Source organism: Pseudomonas sp. TE6283, assembly GCF_054060555.1.
Window position 1 is genome coordinate 275,534 of record NZ_JBSSDH010000003.1, and the last position, 21,557, is coordinate 297,090.

Here is a 21,557-nt window from a genome sequence, read left to right on the forward strand (position 1 = left end):
TTAAGAGAAAAACGCTGTCCGGTGGATAAATAGCTTGCTAAGGAATATACTTACATTCATGGTTGTTTGTAAATACCGTCGGTGAGTCGCCGCGGATCGTCCACATGCACCCGGGAGTGGCCCATGAAGCGCCCGCCCCGGCCCGATTCCCGTCCGCCAGATGTGCGGGCGGGGCCTGATGAGGTTGTACTGCCATGGTCCGTCGAACCAAAGAAGAAGCCCAGGAAACCCGTGCCCAGATCATTGAGGCGGCGGAAAAGGCCTTCTACAAGCGCGGTGTCGCGCGTACCACCCTGGCCGACATCGCCGAGCTCGCGGGGGTGACCCGCGGGGCGATCTACTGGCATTTCAGCAACAAGGCGGAGCTGGTGCAGGCGCTGCTCGACAGCCTGCACGAAACCCATGACCACCTGGCCCGGGCCAGTGAAAGCGAGGACGAACTCGACCCGCTCGGCTGCATGCGCAAGCTGTTGCTGCAAGTGTTCAACGAGCTGGTGCTCGATGCCCGTACCCGGCGTATCAATGAAATCCTGCATCACAAGTGCGAGTTCACCGACGACATGTGTGAGATTCGCCAGCAACGCCAGGGCGCGGTGCTGGACTGCCATCAGAGCATCGCCCTGGCCCTGGGCAATGCGGTACGTCGTGGCCAGTTGCCCGGGGAGCTTGATATCGATCGGGCTGCCGTGGCCATGTTTGCCTATGTGGATGGCCTGATTGGCCGCTGGCTGCTGCTGCCGGACAGCTTCGATCTGTTGGCCGATGTCGAAAAATGGGTCGATACCGGGCTGGATATGCTGCGCTTGAGCCCAGGCTTGCGCAAATGACACTTTGTTAAGGATTGTGAGGAAGTGTTATTCCTTTGCGATTAAGGGGGCGTTAATACCCCCTGTGGGCGCAGACAGCTAGCGCCCGCGCAACTGCCGGTCGGGTAAGGCCAGCGCCGCCAGCAGCCCGATCAGCGAAGCGCCGGCACTGACCAGCAGCAGGTCGCGGAAGGTTTCCAGCAAGCGCGCCTGGGTCTGCGGATCCGCCTCGCCGGCCTTGAGGCTCCCCAGCAGCGGGTTGCCCAGCATTTCGAAACCGCCCTGATGCAGCAGCGCCAGCAGCAGGCTGGACATGCACGCCACCCCCATCGCCCCTCCGAGCGAGCGGAACAGGTTGGTGGTACTGGTCGCCACGCCGATGTCCCTGCTGTCCACCGCGCTTTGCGTGCCCACCAGAGAGGTGGGGAACTGCAGGCCGCAGGCGATGCCGGTCAGCAGCATGAACACCGCGCCGAGCAAGCCCGACTGTGGCGGCGTCAGCGCCATGGCGGCAATGGCCAGCGGCATCAGCAGTGCTCCGGTCAGGATCTGCGGCTTGAAGCGGCCAGTGCGGCTGGTCATGCGCCCACCGGTGAAGGCGCCGATGGGCAGCCCCATGGCCAGTGGCAGCAGGTGCAGCGCCGCGCTGTCGGCACCCGCACCGGTAATGCCCTGGTAGCGCAGGGGCATGAGCATGGTCAGCGAAATCGACTGGAAGCTGGCGAAGAAGATCACGCACCAGCACAGCACCGCCACCCGATTGCCGAACAGGCTCAGCGGCAGCAGCGGCTCGCGGCAACGGCGCTCGTGGGCGATGAACGCCAGCAGCCCGAGCAGCGCGCAACCCAGCAGCGCCAGCACCTGCGACGACAGCCAGGCATGCCCCTGGCCGACCAGGGTGATGCCCAGCAGCAGGCTGCCCAGGCCGAGGATCATCAACACAGCGCCCAGGTAGTCCACCCGGGCCTCGCGGCGCTTGACCGACAACCCGTCCAGCGCCCGATGGATGACCCATAGGGCGACCAGTCCCAGCGGCAGGTTGATCCAGAACACCCAGCGCCAGGACAGGTACTCGGTCAGCCAACCGCCGAGCACCGGCCCGGCGACGCTGGCCAGGGCGTACATACTGCTGAAATAGCCCTGGTAGCGTCCGCGCTCGCGCGGCGGCACGAAGTCGCCGATGATCGCCTGGCTCACCGACACCATGCCGCCGGCGCCGATGCCCTGGAGCACCCGCGCCAGCACCAGTTGTGGCATGTCCTGGGCCAGGCCGCAGGCCACCGAGGCCAGGGTGAACAGGGCGGTGCCGGTGAGGATCATGCGCCGCCGGCCATACAGATCGCCGAGCTTGCCGTAGATCGGCACGGCGATGGTCATGGCCACCATGTAGCCGGAGATGACCCAGGCCAGCAGCCCGACATCATTGAACTGCGCGGAAATCGCTGGCATCGACACGGCGACGATGGTCTGGTCGAGGGCGCCGAGAAAGATCGCCAGCATCAGGGCGGTCAGGACGCTGCGCAGGACGGTGGGGGGCAGGGCGGCGGTCACGATGGATACCTTGTGGTCAGAGCTGGCGCGATCGCGAGGCATCGTCGGAGCGGGCTTGCCCCGCGATGGGCTCATTCATGGTGGAGCATTGTAACCTGAGTTACATAGCTACCTATGTACTCCATGCATCCCCTATGCAAGATCGGCATTGGCGCATTCATCCAGCCCTGCATGACCGCATGATATCGTGGCAGGGCCGCAGACGCTGAAATCCGGGGCCTGCACCAGCATGGTGCAGCTATTTGTCGCGGGGTTTCGCGTCGCTGTATGTCCACACCTTCTATTCCTCTGCCTGCATGTCGAGCATGACCGCCCTGATGGCGACGGTTGGAACAGTCAGGTAGACCCGATACAGGGGTCGGTAGTCAGCCGTTCACCATTTCTCATTGTTCAAGCGGAGTGATCATGCCCAAGGCTTCCCACCACGATCTGCGTTTTGCCTTCCGCGAACTGCTAGCTTCAGGTTCGTGCTATCACACCGCTTCGGTCTTCGACCCGATGTCCGCCCGTATCGCCGCGGACCTGGGCTTCGAAGTCGGCATCCTCGGCGGCTCGGTCGCCTCGTTGCAGGTCCTGGCCGCGCCGGACTTCGCCCTGATCACCCTCAGCGAGTTCGTCGAGCAGGCCACCCGCATCGGCCGTGTTGCCCAGTTGCCGGTACTGGCCGATGCCGACCATGGCTACGGCAATGCGCTCAACGTGATGCGCACGGTCATCGAGCTGGAGCGCGCCGGCGTGGCCGCGCTGACCATCGAGGACACCTTGCTGCCGGCCCAGTTCGGCCGCAAGTCCACCGACCTGATCTCGGTGGAGGAGGGCGTGGGCAAGATTCGCGCGGCGCTGGAGGCACGTGTCGACTCGGCGCTGGCGATCATCGCCCGGACCAATGCCGGCGTGCTCACCACCGAGGAAATCATCGTCCGCACCCAGAGCTACCAGAAGGCCGGTGCTGATGGCATCTGCATGGTGGGGGTGAAGGACTTCGAGCAGTTGGAGCAGATCGCCGAGCACCTGAGCGTGCCGCTGATGCTGGTCACCTACGCCAACCCGAACCTGCGCGACGACGAGCGCCTGGCGCGCCTGGGCGTGCGCATCGTGGTCGATGGCCATGCCGCCTACTTTGCCGCGATCAAGGCCACCTACGACTGCCTGCGCCAGCAGCGTGGCCAGCAGCACAAGTCGGACAGCCTCGGCGCCACCGAGCTTTCGCACACCTACACCCAGCCCGAGGACTACATCCGCTGGGCGAAAGAGTACATGAGCGTCGAGGAGTGATTTTCTCTACCTGACGGCGCTCAGGGTGGCGCTGTGGGGAACGCAGTGTTCGTGGACGCAACTGGCCGCCGTGTTGGGCTGGCTTCGCAGCAGCTCGACCCGCCAGCAGGCCGAGCCATAGAGCCCGGCCACCGCGACCAGGGCGAAGACGAGGGCGCAACGCCTGGATTTGATGCTCATGGTGCGGACCTCCTGTTGGTGCAACAGGTGATACCTTCAAGCATAGGCCTTGTGCACGGATCTGCATCGCCTGGACTCAGCTCAATCCCTTGTCCCACTCCGGCTCGTCGCCGAACCGCTGCGCCAGGAAGTCCAGCATGCTGCGCAGCGTCGCCGGCATGTGCTTGCGCGAGGTGTACACCGCATTCAGGGTCAGTTCCCGTGGCCTGGCGTGCGGCAATAGCCGCACCAGCTCGCCACTGCGCAACGCGGCCGCCGCCTGGTAGGTGGGCAACATGGCGATCCCGGCGTGGGCCAGGGCGGCTTTCTGCAGGGTCATGGCCTCGTTGGCGCTGATATTGCCCTGCACCGGCACGGCGACGTTCTGCCCGTCCACCTCGAAATGCCACAGGCTGTGGCCGAAGTAGGCGTGGGTCAGGCAGTTGTGCCGGCTCAGTTCCTCGACCTGGCGCGGCGTACCGTGCTCGCGCAGGTAGGCGGGGCTGGCGCAGACCACCGAGCGGCACACGCTCAGGCGCCGGGCGATGAGGTTGGGGTCGACGTCGTTGCTGGTGCGGATGGCCAGGTCGATGCGCTCGTCCACCAAGTTGACGGTGCGGTCGAGCATCTGCAGTTCCACTTTCACCCCAGGGTAGCGTTTGACATAGGCGGCCAGCGCATCCACCAGTTGGGCCTGGCCGAACGAGGTGCTGACGCTGATGCGCAGTTCACCGCGGGGGGCGTCGTCCGGCTGGCGCACGGCGTTCTGCAGGTCGCCGGCCAGCTCCAGCAACTGGCGGCAGCGGGGCAGGGTTTCGAGACCCGCCGCCGTCAGGCTGAGCTTGCGCGTGGTGCGTTGCATCAGGCGAGCGCCCACCCAGTCCTCCAGCTCCGCCAGGTAGCGCGATACCACGGGCCTGGAAAGCTCCAGATGATCCGCCGCGGCGGACTGGCTGCCCAGGTCGACGACGGTGACGAATACGCGCATGGCGTTGAGACGATCCATGATCTGTCCGATTTTAGAAACAAACTATGTCGAAGCATCGCATTTTTTGTATTGGTTCGGGCAACTAAGCTTGTCTGCATCGTCCCACTCACAGGATCTTGCGATGTCTCTTCTCACTCCCCTGCGCGGCCTGCTGCTGGCCTGTCTCACCCTCGGCGGCCAGGCCATGGCCAGCGAACCGCTAAGGCTCGAAGCCTACAACCCTGGCCACGCGGCGATCTTCCCGGTCAGTTCGGTGATCGTCAGTGGCGCCCATGAGGCCATCCTGGTCGACGCCCAGTTCGGCAAAGGCCAGGCCGAGCAGGTGGTCGAACGCCTGCGTGCCAGCGGCAAGCAGCTGACCACCATCTATGTCAGCCATGGCGACCCAGACTACTACTTTGGCCTGGACACCATCACCCAGGCGTTTCCCAAGGCCCGGGTGGTCGCCTCGGCCGCCACTGTCGAACACATTCGCAAGACCATGGACGCCAAGCTGGCCTACTGGGGCCCGCAGATGGGCGCGGACAAGCCGGCACGCCTGGTGGTGCCGCAGGTCCTTGAGGGCGATCGCCTGGAGCTGGAAGGCCAGGCACTGGAGGTTGTCGGCCTGGACGGTCCACAGCCGGACCGCAGCTTCGTCTGGATTCCCTCGATCAAGGCAGTGGTCGGTGGCGTGGTGGTTTCCGAGCACATCCACGTGTGGATGGCCGACACCCAGACCGCGCAATCCCACGCCGACTGGCTGAGCACCCTGGCGAAGATCGAGCAGCTTGCCCCGCGCACGGTGATCCCTGGGCATTACCTGGGCGACAGCAGCCGCTCGCTGGACGCGGTGCGCTTCACCGCCGGCTACATTCGTGACTTCGATACCGAAGCCGCTAAAGCCGCCGACTCCGCCGCGCTGATCGCGGCGATGAAGCAACGCTACCCGAACCTTGGCGACGAGAGTTCCCTGGAACTGGGGGCCAAGGTCGCCAAGGGCGAGATGAAGTGGTAATCCCTTTCAACCTGTTGGAGTGTTTCCCATGAGCAAGATCGCAATCATCGGCGCCACCGGGCGCGCCGGCAGCCAGTTACTGGAAGAGGCCCTGCGTCGTGGTCACAGTGTGGTGGCCATCGCCCGTGATCCGGGCAGCCTGCAAGGCCGTGACGGCGTGACGGTCAAGGCGCTGGATGCCAAGGACAGCGCCGCCCTGCAGGCGGCCGTGGCGGGCTGCGACGCGGTGCTGAGCGCGGCGCATTTTTCCACTCTCGAGCCGGGCGCGATCATCGAGCCGGTCAAGCGGGCCGGGGTCAAGCGCCTGCTGGTGGTGGGCGGGGCCGGCAGCCTGCTGCTGCCGTCCGGGCACCGGGTGATCGACAGCCCGGACTTCCCCGAGGCCTACAAGGCCGAGGCCAGCGCCGGGGTGCGCTTTCTCGATACGCTGCGCCGCGAACCGACCCTGGACTGGACCTTCCTGTCGCCGTCGGCGGAGTTCGTCGAAGGCGAGCGCAGCGGGCACTACACCCTGGGCAAGGACCACCTGCTGATCGGCGCAGACGGCAAGAGCTGGATCACCTTTGCCGATTACGCCATCGCCATGCTCGACGAGCTGGAAAAGCCGGCGCATTCGCGGGCGCGGTTCACAGTGGGCTATTGAGTCCTCCGCGGTACCTGTAGGAGCGGCCTTGTGTCGCGAAAGGGCCGCAAAGCGGCCCCGGCGATTTATGCCATGGCCAAGATCCTGGGGCTGCTGCGCAGCCCTTTCGCGACACGAGGCCGCTCCTACAGGGATTGTGCAAGGCTTGAGGCACGCGCCTGCAGCCACTCCATCAACTCGACCAACCCCGCTGGCATATTCTTCGACGGGCTCACCAGGTAATAGCCCTTCCCGGTCGTCACCTTCAGCCCGAACGGCATGCACAACCGGCCTGTACGCAGGTCGTCGCCGATCAGCGAGAAATCGCCGATGGCGATCCCCGTCCCTTGGGCGGCCATGGCCATCGCCATGTCCAACGTCTCGAAATGCTGCTTCGGCCCCTGGGGCTCGAACCCGGCATTGGCCGCCTGCAACCATAGCCGCCAGTCATGTTCGTCCCTCGAAGGGTGCAGCAGCATCTGCCGGGCCAAGTCCTGCAACTGCAAGAGGCCGCTCGATACCGATGGCGCGCAGACCGGCGTCAGTTGTTCGTCGAACAGCTTGCGTACCTGCAGCCCATGGTTCGGTGCCGCGCCATACACCACGGCCGCATCGAAGCCCTCGCGGCGAAAATCCACGCCATGCTGCACCGTGGTGGTCAACTCCACCGGGATATCCGGGCGCAGTGCCTGCCATTCCAGCAAGCGTGGCAGCAGCCAGCGCATCACGCAGGTCGGCGCCTTGAGCTGGAGTGTCGCGCTGCGTCCGCCGACCTCGCGCACGCCTTGCTCGATCAAGGCAAAGATCTGCTGCACCCGGGGCAGCCAGTCCTGCCCTTCGCGGGTCAGCGCCAGGCCTCGGGCCTGGCGCTGGAACAATGCGTAGCCCAGGTGTTCCTCGAGCCCGGCGATCTGCCGGCTGACCGCGCCTTGGGTGATATGCAGATGTTGCGCGGCGCGGGTGAAGTTGCAGTGCTGGGCGGTCACCAGGAAGGTATGCAGGGCGGGGAGGGGCGGCAGGCGTTTCATTGTGACAAGCCATGATATGAGATCATGGCTAGTATGTGTTTTTTTGCATTGTGGCGGTAGTCAGCGCTTGTTTCCATGGGCACAGGTCTTAACAAGAATCGGGTACTCGATGATGGCAACCTGTGGTGAAGTGCTGGTCAAACTCCTCGAAGGCTATGGCGTCGATCATGTCTTTGGCATTCCCGGCGTGCATACCGTGGAACTCTACCGCGGCCTGGCCGCTTCCTCGATCCGTCACATCACTCCCCGCCATGAACAGGGTGCCGGGTTCATGGCCGACGGCTACGCGCGTACCCGGGGTAAGCCTGGCGTGTGTTTCATCATCACCGGTCCGGGAATGACCAACATCACCACCGCCATGGGCCAGGCCTACGCCGACTCGATTCCGATGCTGGTGATTTCCAGCGTGCAATCGCGCAACCAGCTGGGCGGCGGCCGTGGCAAGCTGCATGAACTGCCCAACCAGGCCGGGCTGGTCGCGGGGGTGGCGGCGTTCTCGCACACGCTGATGAGCGCCGATGACCTGCCCGAGGTGCTGGCCCGCGCCTTCGCCGTGTTCGACGGTGGCCGACCTCGCCCTGTGCATATCGAGATCCCGCTGGATGTGCTGGTGGAACCCGCCGATCACCTGTTGCCGGGCCGCGTGGTGCGTACCACCCGTGCCGGCGCCGCGCCACAGACCGTGCAGCGCATGGCCGTGCGCCTGGCCAAGGCGCGGCGCCCGCTGATCCTGGCAGGTGGCGGTGCCCTGGAGGCGGGCGCCGGGCTGGCGCGACTGGCCGAGCACCTGCAGGCGCCGGTGGCGCTGACCATCAACGCCAAGGGGGTGTTGCCCGCCAACCATCCGCTGCAGATCGGTTCGACCCAGACCCTGCCGGCCACCCGTGCGCTGGTGGCCGAGGCCGACGTGGTGCTGGCCATCGGCACCGAATTGGCCGAAACCGACTACGACGTGACCTTCAAGGGCGGTTTCGAGATTCCCGGCAGCCTGCTGCGGATCGATATCGACCCGGACCAGACGGTCCGTAACTACCTGCCCGAACTGGCCTTGGTGGCCGATGCCGCCCAGGCTACCGAAGCGCTGCTGGTGGCCCTGAACCTGCAGGCGCAACCGCCGCGTGATAGCGATTGGGGGGCGGCGCGGGCCGCCCGCTTGCGCCAGGATAACGCAGCCAGCTGGGACCAGCCGACCCTGAGCCAGACCCGCCTCCTGACCAGCATCCTGCAAACCCTGCCGGACGCCATCCTGGTGGGCGACTCGACCCAGCCGGTCTACACCGGCAACCTGACCCTGGACATGGCCAGGCCGCGTCGCTGGTTCAATGCCTCGACCGGTTACGGCACGCTGGGCTACGCGTTGCCGGCCGCCATGGGCGCCTGGTTGGGCAGCGCCGAGTCGCCCGCCGCACGCGCACCGGCGGTGTGCCTGATCGGTGACGGCGGGCTGCAGTTCACCCTGCCCGAGCTGGCCAGCGCGGTCGAGGCGCAGGTGCCGCTGATCGTGCTGCTGTGGAACAACCAGGGGTACGAGGAAATCAAGAAGTACATGGTGAACCGGGCGATCGAGCCGGTTGGCGTGGACATCCATACCCCGGACTTCATTGGCGTGGCGCTGGCGCTGGGGGCCGAGGCAGAGGATGTGGGCGATGTGGGGCAGTTGCAGGCGGCGTTGGGCCGGGCAGTGGAGCGTCAGGGACCGACCTTGATCCAGGTGGATCAAGGTCGGTGGCAGCAGGCGGTACTGGCCTGAGCGCAGTAGCGAGGGCTTTGCCGTCGATCGCGGGGCAAGCCCGATCCTACGCTCGTCCGATGTTTGTCTCTTTTCAGCTGGCGCTGGCGCGCAGGCGCGCCACGTCGCGAATCGGCGGTGCTCCGTACAAGCGGCTGTACTCGCGGCTGAACTGCGACGGACTTTCATAGCCCACCCGGTAGCCAGCCACCGCGGCCTCCAGCCCGTCATTGAGCATCAGTCGCCGCGCCTCCTGCAGGCGCAGCTGCTTCTGGTACTGTAACGGGCTCATCGAGGTCACCGCCTTGAAACGGTGGTGCAGGGTCGAGGTGCTGAGGTTGACTTCGCGTGCCAGGTCCTCGATGCGCAAGGGCTCCTGGTAATGCCGGTTGAGCCAGGCGATGGCCTGGCATACCCGGTGGGTCTGGCTGCTGGACAGGGCGATCTCGCACAGACGCCAGCCCTGGGGGCCACGCAGCACGCGATACATCAGCTCGCGGCGCACCAGCGGGGCGAGTACGGCGATATCCCGCGGGCTGTCGAGCAAGCGCACCAGGCGCAGCAGCGTGTCGAGCAACTGCGGATCGCTTTTCTCCACGAACAGTCCACGCCCGGAAGCCTGGCCAGGGACCAGTATCGGCCCGCTCTCGGCGATCAGCTGGCTGATCTGTGCCGGGTCGATATCCAGGCGCAAACCCAGGCAGGGGTTCTCGGGGCTGGCCTCGAGCAGGGCGCCGGTAATGGGCAGCGTCACCGAGACCACCATGTAGTGCAGCGGGTCGTAGGTATAGCGCTCGTCGCCCAGGAACAATGTCTTGCTGCCCTGGGCCAGGATGCACAAGGCCGGTTGCGCCAGGGCCGGCATGCCGCGCACATCCTCTTCGTAGCGGGTCAGGTACAGGTCTTCGATGGCCGACACCGAGCCATGGGGGATTTGGGCGTGACGCCGGATCAGTCCGGCCAGCTCCTGGCGTTGCTGCTCCAGAAGCGGATCGAGGGGCGTGGATGAACTCATGGCGGTATTCCTCTGCTGACGGACGCAGCATAGGTTTGGGCAATGGCAGGCGCTAGTCGAAAGCTGCAGATCGATTGCCTGATCCTGCCCCGTTGCAGGATCAGGCAATCGGCCGGCAGTAATGGCCTAACGTTCCGCGTGGGCGACCCCCTAACCTTGGCAGCCTGGTTTTCCCGTCCGTAGCGCTTCAAGGAGATCGTTCATGAGCCAGCAGCAACCGGTCACACACCTGGCTTTCATCCGCGCCAGCAACGGTCGATCCGCGGAACTTGGCGTGCGCCTGCGCGACCTGCTCGAGCCGTCGCGGCGTGCGCCTGGCTGCCTGAGCTTCAGCGTGCAGCGCTCGCAGGTCGATGCCGACCTGTGGCTGCTCAGCGGCAGCTGGTGCGACCAGCAGGCGATGAGTGGCTATTTCGCCTCGCCCACCCTCGACGTATTTGGTGAACTGGTGCAGGAGCAGGTGGTCAGCAGCCTCGACCTGCATACGTTCGCCTAGCGTGTAGAATGCCGTCCCTCGATCACACAGGCGCAGAGCGACATGGCACGTAGAGAATTCCCCCACTTCGAAGCGGTTTCGGCAATGGTCCCGGTACAAGGCGGCGGCTACCACGCGGCGATTGCCGTGAAGGCCCTGGTCATGGGCGGCGCGCCGCGCTTTCACAAAGTGCTGGACGGGCAGGTGTTCCAGTCGGCGATCGCGGCCGACGAGGCCGCTTGTGCCGAACTCGAACGCCTGCAGGGCGTGGGCGAGGAAGGTGAGCTGATCTTCTGATCAGGCCTGTGGCCGAGCCATCTTGAACAGCTCGCCCAGCGCAAAGTAGTCGGCCGGGCCGCCGCCACGCAGGATCGGCTCGGCGGCGGCGGTGTCGTAGATACCGTCTTTAAGCAGGTGCCCGGCAATGTGCACCGCCACCACCTCGCCGAGGATCAGCCAGCTGGGCACCACTTCCTGGTCCGCACGCTTGAGCTGGACGATCTGGCTGACCTTGCATTCGAAACTCACCGGGCTTTCGCCGACACGCGGCACCTTGACCACATTCGAGGCGGTCGGGGTGAGGCCGCTGAGCGCGAACTCGTCGACATCCGCCGCCACGGCGGCGCAGCTCTGGTTCATCTGCTGCGCCAGCGGACGGGTGGCCAGGTTCCAGACGAACTCTCCGGTCTGCTCGATGTTGTTCAGGCTGTCTTTGCGCCCGACGCTGCAGAAACCGATGATCGGAGGGATGTAGTTGAAGGCGTTGAAGAAGCTGTAGGGCGCCAGGTTCAGGCGGCCTTCGCGGTCGTGGCTGGAGATCCAGCCGATAGGCCGTGGGCCGACGATGGCGTTGAACGGGTCGTGGGGCAGGCCGTGGCCTTTGGCGGGTTCGTAGTAGTACATCTGCGCAAGGCCGCGAGGCCCTTCCTGGTGGGGGACAAGGCGCCTAGTGTGCCAAGGCTTGGCCCGGCTGCAAATGATCAAGCCCGGCCGAAGCCGGGCTGGTTGCGCGCATCAGCGATCAGCTGATGCGGTGGCCGTTGGTGCGGTCGAAGCCGTCTTCGGCGAAGCGTTGGCCGCCGGTGCGGTCGAAGCCGTCTTCGGCGAAGCGCTGGCCGCCAGTGCGATCAAAGCCGTCTTCGGCGAAGCGCTGGCCGCCGGTGCGATCGAAGCCGTCTTCGGCGAAGCGCTGGCCGCCGGTGCGATCGAAGCCGTCTTCGGCGAAGCGCTGGCCGCCGGTACGATCGAAGCCATCTTCTGCGTAGGTGGCCGACTGACTCTGTACGGCAGCGAAGGTGTGGGCGCCGGTACGGTCGAAACCGTCTTCGGCGAAGGCGCCAGTGGCCAGAACAGAGAGGGCGAGGGTGAGGATCAGTTGGTTTTTCATGGTCGTTGCTCCGGTGGGTTGCTTGGGGTTGTTGTTTCTATGGGTTCAATGCTACGCCCATTAAATTGATTAAAAAGCGCAAAAAATAGCAAATTAGAATCGATTAAATCGATTGATAGTGGCGCGGGTAATGTCAGGAAGCTGCCATTGGCGCCCCAGCCACCGCCCAACGCCGTTCCCATCGGTTTCGGAAGGGCAGGTCAGTGGCAGGGCCATTTCAGAATGGGCCCAGGCAGTTAATTGGGAATTAAGGGAAGAAGCGGCTTTCCATGAGATGGCGACCTGTTACCAGTGACGTGAGGTACAGCGGGGAGCGAGCTGTTCAGGGCGCTCGTTGACCAGCCCTGCTCAGGTCTCTTGGGTATTCACCCTGTATCGGGTGCTACGCCCACCGCCGGGCAGGCGAACCAGGCAGTGCTTATCCAGCAGGTCGGCAAGGTGCCGGGTGGCCGTGGCCTTGGAGACCTTGGCCACCGCCTGGTACTGGCTGGCGCTGATACCGGCCTCGAACCCGCGAGGCCCACCATCGAGCAGGCGGTTGAGCACCTTGACCTGTTCGGGCAACAAGCCGTCGCCACGATGGATCAGCCAGAAGCGTGCCTTGGCCAGCACCCGGTCGATGCGCACCAGCGCTTGCTGGAGGCTGCGTAGCAAGGTGGCCAGGAACCAGGCCAGCCACTGTGTGACGTCCAGGCCGCCGCGCTGGCTGCTTTCAAGGACTGCGTAGTAGCCGGCCCGGTCTTCCAGGATGCTGCTGGACATGGCGTAGAAACGGACCGCACGCTGCTCGCCCTGGGCCAATGCCAGGTCTGTGATGGCGCGCGCCAGGCGGCCGTTGCCATCGGCGAAGGGGTGCAAGGTGACGAACCAGAAATGGGCGAGCCCCGCGCGTAGCAGGGGGTCGAGTTGCCGATCGCTGCGGCTATTTTCAAACCAGTCGATGAACTGCCGCACCCGCTGCTCCAGGCCGGCACGCGGCGGTGCTTGGAAATGCACCCTGGGTTTGTCGATACGCCCCGATACCACTTGCATTGGAGCATCGTCGCGCCATTCACCGACTGGCAGGGGCGGTGCGAGTGAGTCGTCCTGTTCGGGAAACAGCCAGCGGTGCCACAGGAACAGGCGCTGTTGATCCAGTGGCCGAACATAGCCCATGGTCGCATCCACCATCAGTTCGGCCAGGCCCTCGCTGCGTGTCGTGGTCGTACCCGGCTCCGCGATGCCGAGCCGGCGGGCCAGGGAAGAGCGGACGGACTCTACATTGAGCTGCTCACCCTCGATGGCCGAGGACGTGACAATGTTCTGCAGCAGGGTATCGAGCGTATCGAGGTTGGCATTGGCCTCGGTCACCGCCCCCGCTCTGCCCAGCAGGCAGCCCTGCGCCTGGACGCAGTCCCTGAGCAAGGTTGCCAGTTGTGATGCGTCCCAACGAAAGTCGGGCCAGTCGGCCTGCTGCCAGACCCAGACGGTGTCGGCAGCCGTATGCGCTTTGGGGTTCATGAGCCGAATAATAGCGCCATTCGGCTCATTATGTGAGCCGAATGGCGCTATTATTCGGCTCACACTCCATTAAAAAAGGGGCGCCCGGTCATCAGCAGCGCCCCTTTTCAGTTCTGCGAGGAGGGATCAGTCGGTGGTGATCCGCGAATGCTGCTTGGTGTCCTTCATGGTCGCGTACACCAACAGCGAGCAAGCGATGCAGGCGGTGACGTACCAGTAGAAGCCGGTCTCCATGCCGATGCTCTTGAACCACAGGGCCACGTACTCGGCGGTACCGCCGAAGATCGAAACAGTCAGCGCGTAGGGCAGGCCGACGCCCAGGGCGCGGATTTCGGTGGGGAACAGTTCGGCCTTCACCACGGCGTTGATCGAGGTGTAGCCGCTGACGATGATCAGCGCGGCCATGATCAGGAAGAACGCGCCCCACCAGGTCTGGATGGTGTGCAGGGTGCTGAGGATCGGTACGGTGAAGAGGGTGCCGAGCACGCCGAAGGCGATCAGGATTGGGCGTCGGCCAATCTTGTCGGACAGCCCGCCGATCACCGGCTGCAGGCACATGAACAGGAACAGCGTGGCCGCCGAGATGGTGGTCGAGTCGCTGATGCTCATGCCCACGGTGTTGACCAGGTATTTCTGCATGTAGGTGGTGTAGGTGTAGAAGGCCAGGGTACCGCCCATGGTCAGACCGACCACGGTCATCAGCTCCTTGGGATGGCGCAGCAGGGTACGCATCAGGCTTTCCTTGGATTTTTCCTTCTTGGTGAAGGAGGCGGTCTCTTCCATGCCGCGGCGCAGGTACAGGGCGACCACCGCGCACAGGGCGCCGATCACGAACGGTACGCGCCAGCCCCAGGCATACAGCTCCTCGGTGGTCAGGGTGTTCTGCAGGACGATCAGCACCGCCAGGGCGATGAGCTGGCCCGAGATCAGGGTGACGTACTGGAAACTGGAGAAGAAGCCACGGCGTTCCTTGCTGGCCATCTCGCTGAGATAAGTGGCCGAGGTGCCGTACTCACCACCTACCGACAGGCCCTGCATCAGGCGGGCGATGACCAGCAGGATCGGCGCGGCGACGCCGATGGTCTCGTAGCCCGGCGTCAGGGCGATGACCAGGGAGCCTGCGCACATCAGCAGTACAGAGGCCATCAGTGCCGCCTTGCGGCCCTTGCGGTCGGCGTACAGGCCCATCAGCCAGCCGCCGATCGGGCGCATGAGGAAGCCCACGGCGAAGATCGCGGCGGTGTTGAGCAGTTGGGCGGTGGTGTCGCCGGCGGGGAAGAAGGCCTTGGCGAAGTACAGCGAAAATGCGGCGTAGACGTACCAGTCGTACCATTCGACCATGTTGCCGATGGAGCCACTGAAGATCGATTTGAGGCGGCTGGCGGTGGACTTTTGCGCGGCGGGCGCAACGGCCGCCCCGGTGGGCAGAGTGCTGGCGTTATCCATCAGGGATACCTTCTCGTTGTTTTTGTGGAGCGCGCTCGAGGCGCAGCTTGAGAAGGGTTTTGCAGGAGGTGTGCCAGATGAGTGCGTGGTGATCCATTCGAGGGCATCGCGGGGCAAGCCCGCTCCCACGCAAAGCCTGTGCCGCCTGCGTTTCAGGGACCTTCGTGGGAGCGGGCTCGCCCCGCGATGAGGTGTGAAACAACGGCAACGGATAGGCGGTTTTCCGCTTGTTGGCCTGAAATGCTGAGCAATAATCCGCTCATTCGCGCTCGAGAAAGTCCTCTCTCACCAACCCATGCCGCTGCATCTTTTCATTGAGTGTGCGCCGCGGCAGTTGCAAGGCCTCCATCACGCCCTTGATCTCACCCTTGTGCTGGCGCAGGGCCGCGCGCAGGCACTGGGCCTCGAACGCTTCCATCTGCTCGACCAGTGATTGCCCACCGGACTCGATCTCCAGGGCCGGCGAGCCCAGCCCCAAGGCATGCCGTTCGGCGGCATTGGCCAGCTCGCGCACATTGCCCGGCCAATCGTGAGCAAGCAGGCGCGCCAGTTGCACGCCGCTCAGCGGCGGGGCGCTGCGTCCGAGGCGTTCGGCGGCGGCGCGGGCGAAATGCTCGAACAGCAATGGGATGTCCTCGCGCCGCTCGCGCAGGGGCGCCAGTCTCAGTTCGGCGACGTTCAGGCGGTAGGCCAGGTCTTCGCGAAAGCGCCCGGCGCGAGCTTCCTCCAGCAAGTCCGGCTTGGTCGCGGCAATGATGCGCAAGTCGACGCTGATGCTCTGGTTGGCGCCCAGTCGCTCGAGCTTGTGTTCCTGGATCACCCGCAGCAGCTTGGCCTGCTGGGCCAGCGGCATGCTCTCGATTTCGTCGAGGAACACGGTGCCGCCATTGGCGTACTCCAGCTTGCCGATACGCTTGCCCTGGGCGCCGGTGAATGCGCCGCTCTCATGGCCGAACAGCTCGGCTTCGAAGAGCGTCTCGGGAATGGCCGCGCAGTTGAGGGCGACGAAGGGCTTGTCGGCACGCGGGCCGAAGTCGTGCAGGCAGCGCGCCACGCGCTCCTTGCCGCTGCCGGTTTCACCGCGGATCAGCACGTTGACCGGCAGGCCGGCCAGCTCAAGCACCTGACGGCGCAGTTGCAACAAGCCTTGGGACATGCCCAGCAGGGTGTTCTCCAGTTGTGCCTTGAGGTCGGCCTGTTCATGCAGGCGGCGGTTCTCCAGGACCAGCTGGCGCTTTTCCAGGGCCCGGCGCAGGCTGCCCATCAGGTGTTGCGGGGTGAACGGTTTCTCCAGGAAGTCATAGGCGCCATTGCGCATGGCTTCCACCGCCATGGGCACGTCGCCATGGCCGGTGAGCAGGATCACCGGCAGGTCGGGATCGCTTGCCTGCAACCGTTCGAGCAGCTGCAAGCCGGACATACCGGGCATGCGCACGTCGCTGAGGATCACCCCGGGGAAGTGCGGCTCAAGCCTGTCCAGGCAGTCCTCGGCGCGGGCGAACAGCTGCACGTTGAAGCCCGACAGGCTCAGCCACTGTTCCACCGCGGTGCGGATGCTCGCTTCGTCGTCGACGACGATCACCGAATTCAACATACAGGCTCCAGGTCGCGCGGCAGGGTGAGGCTGAAGCGGGCACCGCCCGGCAGGTTCTCGACCTGCAGGCGACCACCGGCGTCGATGACGATGCCATAGGAGATGGCCAGGCCCAGCCCCAGCCCTTCACCGACCGGCTTGGTGGTGAAGAACGGATCGAAGACCCGGTCCAGGTCGCAGTCGAGGATACCACCACCGGAATCGAGCACGCTCAGGCGCCACTGCGCATCGTCGGCCTCGATGCGGATCTCCAGGCGTTTGTAACGCTTGTCGGCCATGGCGTCGATGGCGTTGCGCAGCAGGTTGATCAGCACCTGCTCCAGGCGGATCGCGTCGCCGCGGACCCAGGCCGGGCGTGCCAGGTACAGCGCCACTTCGACGCCTTCGGCACGGATGCGGGTGTCCAGCAGGTGCAGCGCCTGGTCGACCACCGTGGCCAGGTCCAGGCGCTCGCGCAGGCCGCCGGGGCTGTTGCGGGCGAAGGTCTTCAGGTGGCCGGTGAGCGCGGCCATGCGGCTCAGCATCTGCTCCAGCGGCTCCAAGGCCTGGCGCGCTTCGTCATGGCGGCCATGGTCGAGCAGCAGGCGCAGGGTTTCCAATTGCATGCGCTGGGTGGTAAGCGGCTGGTTGATTTCATGGGCCAGGGCCGCCGACATCTGCCCCAGCGCCGCCAGCTTGGCTGACTGCACCAGGCCTTCCTGGGCGGTATGCAGCTCGCGGGTGCGCTCTTCGACCAGGCGCTTGAGCTCTTGTCGGCTGCGTTGGCGCAGTCGGGCCAGGCGCAGGCGCTGGCTGACGAACAGCGCGGCGAACACCAGGCTCAGCCAGATGGCCGCGGCGGCGAGGGCGGCGTTGCGCCCGTCCTCGGCGACCTGTGGCTTGCGCAGCAGGTGCAGGGTCCAGCCTTCGGCCTCCAGCGGCAGGCGCTCCCACAGGTACTCGGCGGTGCCATCCGGGCCCTGGACGCGGGTCAGGTGGCTGGTGTCGGTGAAGCGGGTCAGGACCTGGTGCTGCAGGGGCACCAGCGGTTGCTTGTCATACTGGCGGGTTTCGGCCAGCTCGGCGCGGTCGGCGCCGGACAGCGGTTGCAGCTCACGGTAGCGCCAGCCGTCCTGGTTGGCGATGAAAGTGATGCCGCGGGCATCGCTGACCAGCAGGATATCGCTGCCTTGGCGCCACTCGCGCTCGAGCTCCGGGAACTCCAGCTTGACCACCATGGCGCCGAGGAAGCGGCCGTGTTCGTCGTCTACCGCGCTGGACAGGAAGTAGCCCGGCACGCCGCTGGTCACGCCGACCGCGTAGAAGCGGCCGCTGCCCTGGCTGCGGGTCTGCTTGAAATAGGGGCGAAAGCCGTAGTTGGAACCGACATAGGTGGTCGGCAGGCGCCAGTTGCTGGCGGCGATGGCCAGGCCCGTGCGATCGAGCAGCTCCAGGGTGGAGGAGTTGGCGGCGCCGTTGATGCGTTCGAGCTTGCGGTTCAGGGCGTCCTGCACCGGCTCGGTGACTGGGCCGCGCAGGGCGGCGATCAGCTCTGGATCCAGCGCCAGCACTGCCGGCAGGGCGCGGTAGCGCTCGATCAGGGTGTGCAGGGCGTTGGCGTACAACCCCAGTTGTTCGCTGGCCCGGCGGGCGTCGGTTTCCATGGCCTGGCGCTTGGCCTGGTGCATGGCCCAGCCGGCGCTGAGGGTGGTGCCGACCAGGATCAGCAGGATGATCAAACCCAGGCGCAGGGCGCGGAAGGATGAGGGCATGGGGCGGATCCGGGATCTCGGTTGTCTGTGCCAGCCCTTATCGCGGGGCAAGCCCGCTCTCACAGGATTGCGGAGGGTCCTGTGGGATGGGGCCTGCCCCGCGAAGGGGCCGATCCTGCTTAACGCAGCTCGAAGCTCTGTTGCTGTACCGCCTGCGAGTCGAGGCCGATCTGCACATTGAACTGGCCAGCCTCGGCGACGTGCTGCAGTTGGCCATTGTAGAACTTCAGGTCCTGCTCACTGATGTCGAAGGTCAAGGTTCGCGCTTCGCCGGCCTTGAGCATCAGTTTCTGGAAGTTCTTCAATTCCTTGACCGGGCGGCTCATCGACGCGCTCTGGTCCTGGATATACAGCTGCACCACGGTCTCGCCGTCACGCTTGCCGGTGTTCTTCACCGTCACCTTGGCCTGCAGGGTGTCGCCACGCTTGAGTTCCTTCTGCGACAGCGCCAGCCCCGACAGCTCGAAACGGGTGTAGCTCAGGCCGTAGCCGAACGGGTACAGCGGGCCGTTGGGCTCCTCGAAGTACTGCGAGGTGTAGTTGCCCGGCTTGCCCGGGGTGAACGGGCGGCCGATGCGCATGTGGTTGTAGTACATCGGGATCTGCCCGACCGAGCGCGGGAAGGTGATGGCCAGGCGACCGGACGGGTTGTAGTCGCCGAACAGCACGTCGGCGATGGCGTTACCGCCCTCGGTACCGCTGAACCAAGTCTCGAGGATGGCATCGGCCTGTTCGCGCTCCCAGGCGATCGACAGCGGGCGGCCGTTCATCAGCACCAGCACCAGGGGCTTGCCGGTGGCCTTCAGCGCCTTGATCAGGTCACGTTGTACCGCTGGGATTTCCAGGGTGGTACGGCTCGACGATTCGTGGGACATGCCACGGGACTCGCCGACCACGGCCACCACCACATCCGCCTGCTTGGCCGCCTTGACCGCCTCGTCGATCAGCACGGCGGCGGGACGTGGGTCATCGACGATTTCCGGCGCGTCGAAGTTGAGGAAGTTCAGGTAGTCGAACATGGCCTTGTCGCCGGTCACGTTCGAACCCTTGGCGTAAACCAGCTTGGCCTTGCCTTCGACGGCGCGGCGCAGGCCCTCGCGCACGGTTACCGAGTGCTGCGGTTTACCGTCAGCGGCCCAGCTGCCCATCATGTCGATCGGCGCGTCGGCCAGGGGGCCGACCAAGGCGATGGTGCCGGACTTCTTCAGCGGCAGGGTCTGCTCGCGGTTTTCCAGCAGCACCAGGCCACGGCGTGCCACGTCGCGAGCGGCGTCACGGTGCAGGCGGTCTTCGGCGTAATAGTCCTTCAGGTCGGTATCGGCCTTGGGAATGCGTACATAGGGGTCCTTGAACAGCCCCATGTCGTACTTGGCACCCAGCACTTCGCGCACTGCCTGGTCCAGTTCGGCCTGGCTGACTTCACCTGACTTCAGCAGCCCCGGCAGCTCTTCGCCGTAGAGCGTGTCGTTCATGCTCATGTCGATGCCGGCCTTGATCGCCAGCTTGGCCGCTTCCCGCCCGTCGCGGGCCACGCCATGGCGGATCAGTTCCTGGATGGCACCGTGGTCACTGATTGTCACACCCTTGAAGCCCCACTCCTTGCGCAGCAGGTCGTTCATCAGCCAGGTGTTGGAAGTGGCCGGCACGCCGTTGATCGAATTCAGCGCGACCATCACCCCGCCGGCACCGGCGTCGAGCGCTGCGCGGTAGGGCGGCAAGTAGTCGTTGTACATCTTCGGCAGGCTCATATCGACCGTGTTGTAGTCGCGCCCGCCCTCGACCGCGCCGTAGAGGGCGAAGTGCTTGACGATGGCCATGATGCTGTCGGCGTTGGCCGGGCTCGAGCCCTGGAACGACTTGACCATCACCTGGCCGATCTTCGAGGTCAGGTAGGTGTCCTCGCCGAAGCCCTCGCTGGTGCGGCCCCAGCGCGGGTCGCGGGCGATATCGACCATCGGCGCGAAGGTCATGTCCAGGGAATCGGCGGCGGCCTCGATGGCCGAGGTGCGGCCGACCTTGGCGATGGCATCCATGTCCCAGGATGAGGCCAGGCCCAGGCCGATCGGGAAAATGGTGCGCTCGCCGTGGATGGTGTCGTAGGCGAAGAACATCGGGATCTTCAGGCGGCTGCGCATGGCCGCGTCCTGCATCGGCCGGTTCTCGGGTGCGGTGCGCGAGTTGAAGGTGCCACCGATGCGTCCGGCGGCGATTTCCTCGCGGATCTTGTCGCGGGGCATCTCGGGGCCGATGCTGATCAGGCGCAGTTGGCCGATCTTCTCGGCCTCGGTCATCTGGCCGACCAGGTGGTCGATGAACGCCTGCTTGTCTTGCAGGGGCGCGGCGGTGGGGGCGGCAAGGGCCGCCTGACTGGCAAGGCCCATGGCCAGGCCCAGCAAAGACAGTTTCATCATCAATTCCGTTGTCGAGTGATAAGCGGCTGGTCGAGACGTTTCGTACGCTTGTAGCTGTCGCGTCCGCTGGCGGTTCTGTGGATCATTCATCCATGATCAGCGCAGTCGCGGATTATGCCTTATATGAAGCGCTTGTTGAGATACACTCTCGCCCACCCGATTGCCGGGATAACAACGATAAGAACGCTCGAGAGACGATGGCATGACCGAATACGAACAGCGCCAGATCGCCGAGGCGATCGCCCGCGCCGAGCGGCGTACCGATGCGGAACTGGTGACCGTGCTGGCCCGCCGCGCCGACGACTTTCCCTACCTGCCGTTACTCTGGGCCGCCCTGCTGGCCTTGCTGATCCCCGGCACGCTGCATCTGTGGCTGGGCGGTATCGGCGTCAATGGCCTGCTGCTGGCGCAGATGCTGACCTTCATCAGCCTGTGCCTGCTGCTGCGCCATCCACGCCTGGCGGCCTGGGTGGTGCCGTCGGTGCTGCGGCGCCGACGTGCCTCGGGCCTGGCCCGCCAGCAGTTTCTTGAACTCAATCTGCAGCGTACCGCCGGTGCCACGGGGGTGTTGATCTTCGTCAGCGAAGCCGAGCGTCATGTCGAGATCCTGGTTGACGAAGGCATTGCCCGGCACCTGCCGGAGCAGGCACGTGAGGCGATTGTTGCCCGCTTCACCGAGCAGGTGCGCCTGGGTCATACCCTGCAGGGTTTCGTCGAATGCATCGAGGCCTGCGGCGAACTGCTCAGCGAACACGTGCCGCCCACCCATGCGCGCAACGAGCTGCCCAACCGCCTGGTGATTCTCGACTGAGTCTGATCAGAC

Annotated in this window: 20 protein-coding genes; 8 read left to right on the forward strand and 12 right to left on the reverse strand. The window is 65.2% G+C overall.

Annotated elements, in window-relative coordinates; all coding sequences use genetic code 11:
- Positions 1-194: 194 nt before the first annotated feature.
- Positions 195-827, forward strand: coding sequence for an efflux transport transcriptional regulator TtgR (ttgR, locus tag ACVWZ5_RS06745; protein WP_028690203.1), 633 nt, complete (start codon positions 195-197; stop codon positions 825-827).
- Positions 828-905: 78 nt separating this feature from the next.
- On the opposite strand, the gene ACVWZ5_RS06750 is transcribed toward ttgR, so the two are convergent.
- Positions 906-2,357: an MDR family MFS transporter gene (locus tag ACVWZ5_RS06750; protein WP_186599322.1), complete on the reverse strand. Its 1,452-nt coding sequence runs from the start codon at positions 2,355-2,357 to the stop codon at positions 906-908.
- Positions 2,358-2,762: 405 nt separating this feature from the next.
- On the opposite strand from ACVWZ5_RS06750, the gene ACVWZ5_RS06755 reads away from it, so the two are divergent.
- Positions 2,763-3,632, forward strand: coding sequence for an isocitrate lyase/PEP mutase family protein (locus ACVWZ5_RS06755; RefSeq protein ID WP_028690201.1), 870 nt, complete (start codon positions 2,763-2,765; stop codon positions 3,630-3,632).
- A 6-nt stretch (positions 3,633-3,638) separates the two neighbouring features.
- Here ACVWZ5_RS06755 and ACVWZ5_RS06760 read toward each other — a convergent pair whose 3' ends face one another.
- The gene (locus ACVWZ5_RS06760) at positions 3,639-3,812 is read right to left on the reverse strand and encodes a hypothetical protein (protein WP_167388398.1); all 174 of its coding nucleotides are present in this window, start codon (positions 3,810-3,812) and stop codon (positions 3,639-3,641) included.
- A 76-nt stretch (positions 3,813-3,888) separates the two neighbouring features.
- Positions 3,889-4,797 (reverse strand): LysR family transcriptional regulator, encoded by a 909-nt coding sequence (locus tag ACVWZ5_RS06765; protein WP_028690200.1) that lies wholly within the window; start codon positions 4,795-4,797, stop codon positions 3,889-3,891.
- A 103-nt stretch (positions 4,798-4,900) separates the two neighbouring features.
- On the opposite strand from ACVWZ5_RS06765, the gene ACVWZ5_RS06770 reads away from it, so the two are divergent.
- Positions 4,901-5,776, forward strand: a complete 876-nt coding sequence (locus tag ACVWZ5_RS06770) for an MBL fold metallo-hydrolase (protein ID WP_084941913.1) — start codon at positions 4,901-4,903, stop codon at positions 5,774-5,776.
- Positions 5,777-5,804: 28 nt separating this feature from the next.
- Positions 5,805-6,419, forward strand: coding sequence for an NAD(P)-dependent oxidoreductase (locus ACVWZ5_RS06775; RefSeq protein ID WP_062364124.1), 615 nt, complete (start codon positions 5,805-5,807; stop codon positions 6,417-6,419).
- A gap of 125 nt (positions 6,420-6,544) precedes the next feature.
- Here ACVWZ5_RS06775 and ACVWZ5_RS06780 read toward each other — a convergent pair whose 3' ends face one another.
- Positions 6,545-7,426, reverse strand: a complete 882-nt coding sequence (locus ACVWZ5_RS06780) for a LysR substrate-binding domain-containing protein (RefSeq protein WP_280070840.1) — start codon at positions 7,424-7,426, stop codon at positions 6,545-6,547.
- Positions 7,427-7,538: 112 nt separating this feature from the next.
- Here ACVWZ5_RS06780 and ACVWZ5_RS06785 point away from each other — a divergent pair, with 112 nt between their 5' ends.
- Positions 7,539-9,176, forward strand: a complete 1,638-nt coding sequence (locus ACVWZ5_RS06785; protein ID WP_084941981.1) for a 5-guanidino-2-oxopentanoate decarboxylase — start codon at positions 7,539-7,541, stop codon at positions 9,174-9,176.
- Between the two features lie 73 nt (positions 9,177-9,249).
- Here ACVWZ5_RS06785 and ACVWZ5_RS06790 read toward each other — a convergent pair whose 3' ends face one another.
- Positions 9,250-10,170, reverse strand: coding sequence for an AraC family transcriptional regulator (locus tag ACVWZ5_RS06790; RefSeq protein ID WP_062572970.1), 921 nt, complete (start codon positions 10,168-10,170; stop codon positions 9,250-9,252).
- Between the two features lie 202 nt (positions 10,171-10,372).
- Between ACVWZ5_RS06790 and ACVWZ5_RS06795 the strand changes: the two genes are divergently transcribed.
- Both ACVWZ5_RS06795 and ACVWZ5_RS06800 read left to right on the forward strand, forming a co-directional pair.
- Positions 10,373-10,666, forward strand: coding sequence for a putative quinol monooxygenase (locus tag ACVWZ5_RS06795; RefSeq protein ID WP_028690194.1), 294 nt, complete (start codon positions 10,373-10,375; stop codon positions 10,664-10,666).
- A 42-nt stretch (positions 10,667-10,708) separates the two neighbouring features.
- Positions 10,709-10,942 carry a hypothetical protein gene (locus tag ACVWZ5_RS06800; protein WP_028690193.1) on the forward strand — a complete coding sequence of 78 codons (234 nt, stop codon included), beginning with the start codon at positions 10,709-10,711 and terminating at the stop codon, positions 10,940-10,942.
- On the opposite strand, the gene ACVWZ5_RS06805 is transcribed toward ACVWZ5_RS06800, so the two are convergent.
- From ACVWZ5_RS06805 to bglX, 7 genes are all read right to left on the reverse strand, one after another.
- A complete protein-coding gene (locus ACVWZ5_RS06805) occupies positions 10,943-11,548 on the reverse strand; it encodes a flavin reductase family protein (protein WP_062572971.1) in 606 nt (201 codons plus the stop codon). It abuts the gene before it with no gap.
- 118 nt (positions 11,549-11,666) lie between these two features.
- A complete protein-coding gene (locus tag ACVWZ5_RS06810) occupies positions 11,667-12,032 on the reverse strand; it encodes a hypothetical protein (RefSeq protein ID WP_062572972.1) in 366 nt (121 codons plus the stop codon).
- A gap of 348 nt (positions 12,033-12,380) precedes the next feature.
- The gene (locus ACVWZ5_RS06815) at positions 12,381-13,532 is read right to left on the reverse strand and encodes a Fic family protein (protein ID WP_062572973.1); all 1,152 of its coding nucleotides are present in this window, start codon (positions 13,530-13,532) and stop codon (positions 12,381-12,383) included.
- A 126-nt stretch (positions 13,533-13,658) separates the two neighbouring features.
- Positions 13,659-14,978: an MFS transporter gene (locus ACVWZ5_RS06820; RefSeq protein ID WP_028690189.1), complete on the reverse strand. Its 1,320-nt coding sequence runs from the start codon at positions 14,976-14,978 to the stop codon at positions 13,659-13,661.
- 259 nt (positions 14,979-15,237) lie between these two features.
- A complete protein-coding gene (locus tag ACVWZ5_RS06825; protein ID WP_084941909.1) occupies positions 15,238-16,572 on the reverse strand; it encodes a sigma-54-dependent transcriptional regulator in 1,335 nt (444 codons plus the stop codon).
- The gene (locus ACVWZ5_RS06830) at positions 16,566-18,323 is read right to left on the reverse strand and encodes an ATP-binding protein (RefSeq protein WP_028690187.1); all 1,758 of its coding nucleotides are present in this window, start codon (positions 18,321-18,323) and stop codon (positions 16,566-16,568) included. The genes ACVWZ5_RS06825 and ACVWZ5_RS06830 overlap by 7 nt, the downstream gene beginning before the upstream one ends.
- A gap of 119 nt (positions 18,324-18,442) precedes the next feature.
- Positions 18,443-20,734 (reverse strand): beta-glucosidase BglX, encoded by a 2,292-nt coding sequence (gene bglX, locus ACVWZ5_RS06835; RefSeq protein WP_062572975.1) that lies wholly within the window; start codon positions 20,732-20,734, stop codon positions 18,443-18,445.
- 202 nt (positions 20,735-20,936) lie between these two features.
- Between bglX and ACVWZ5_RS06840 the strand changes: the two genes are divergently transcribed.
- Positions 20,937-21,545 carry a TPM domain-containing protein gene (locus ACVWZ5_RS06840; protein WP_084941908.1) on the forward strand — a complete coding sequence of 203 codons (609 nt, stop codon included), beginning with the start codon at positions 20,937-20,939 and terminating at the stop codon, positions 21,543-21,545.
- Positions 21,546-21,557 lie beyond the last annotated feature (12 nt).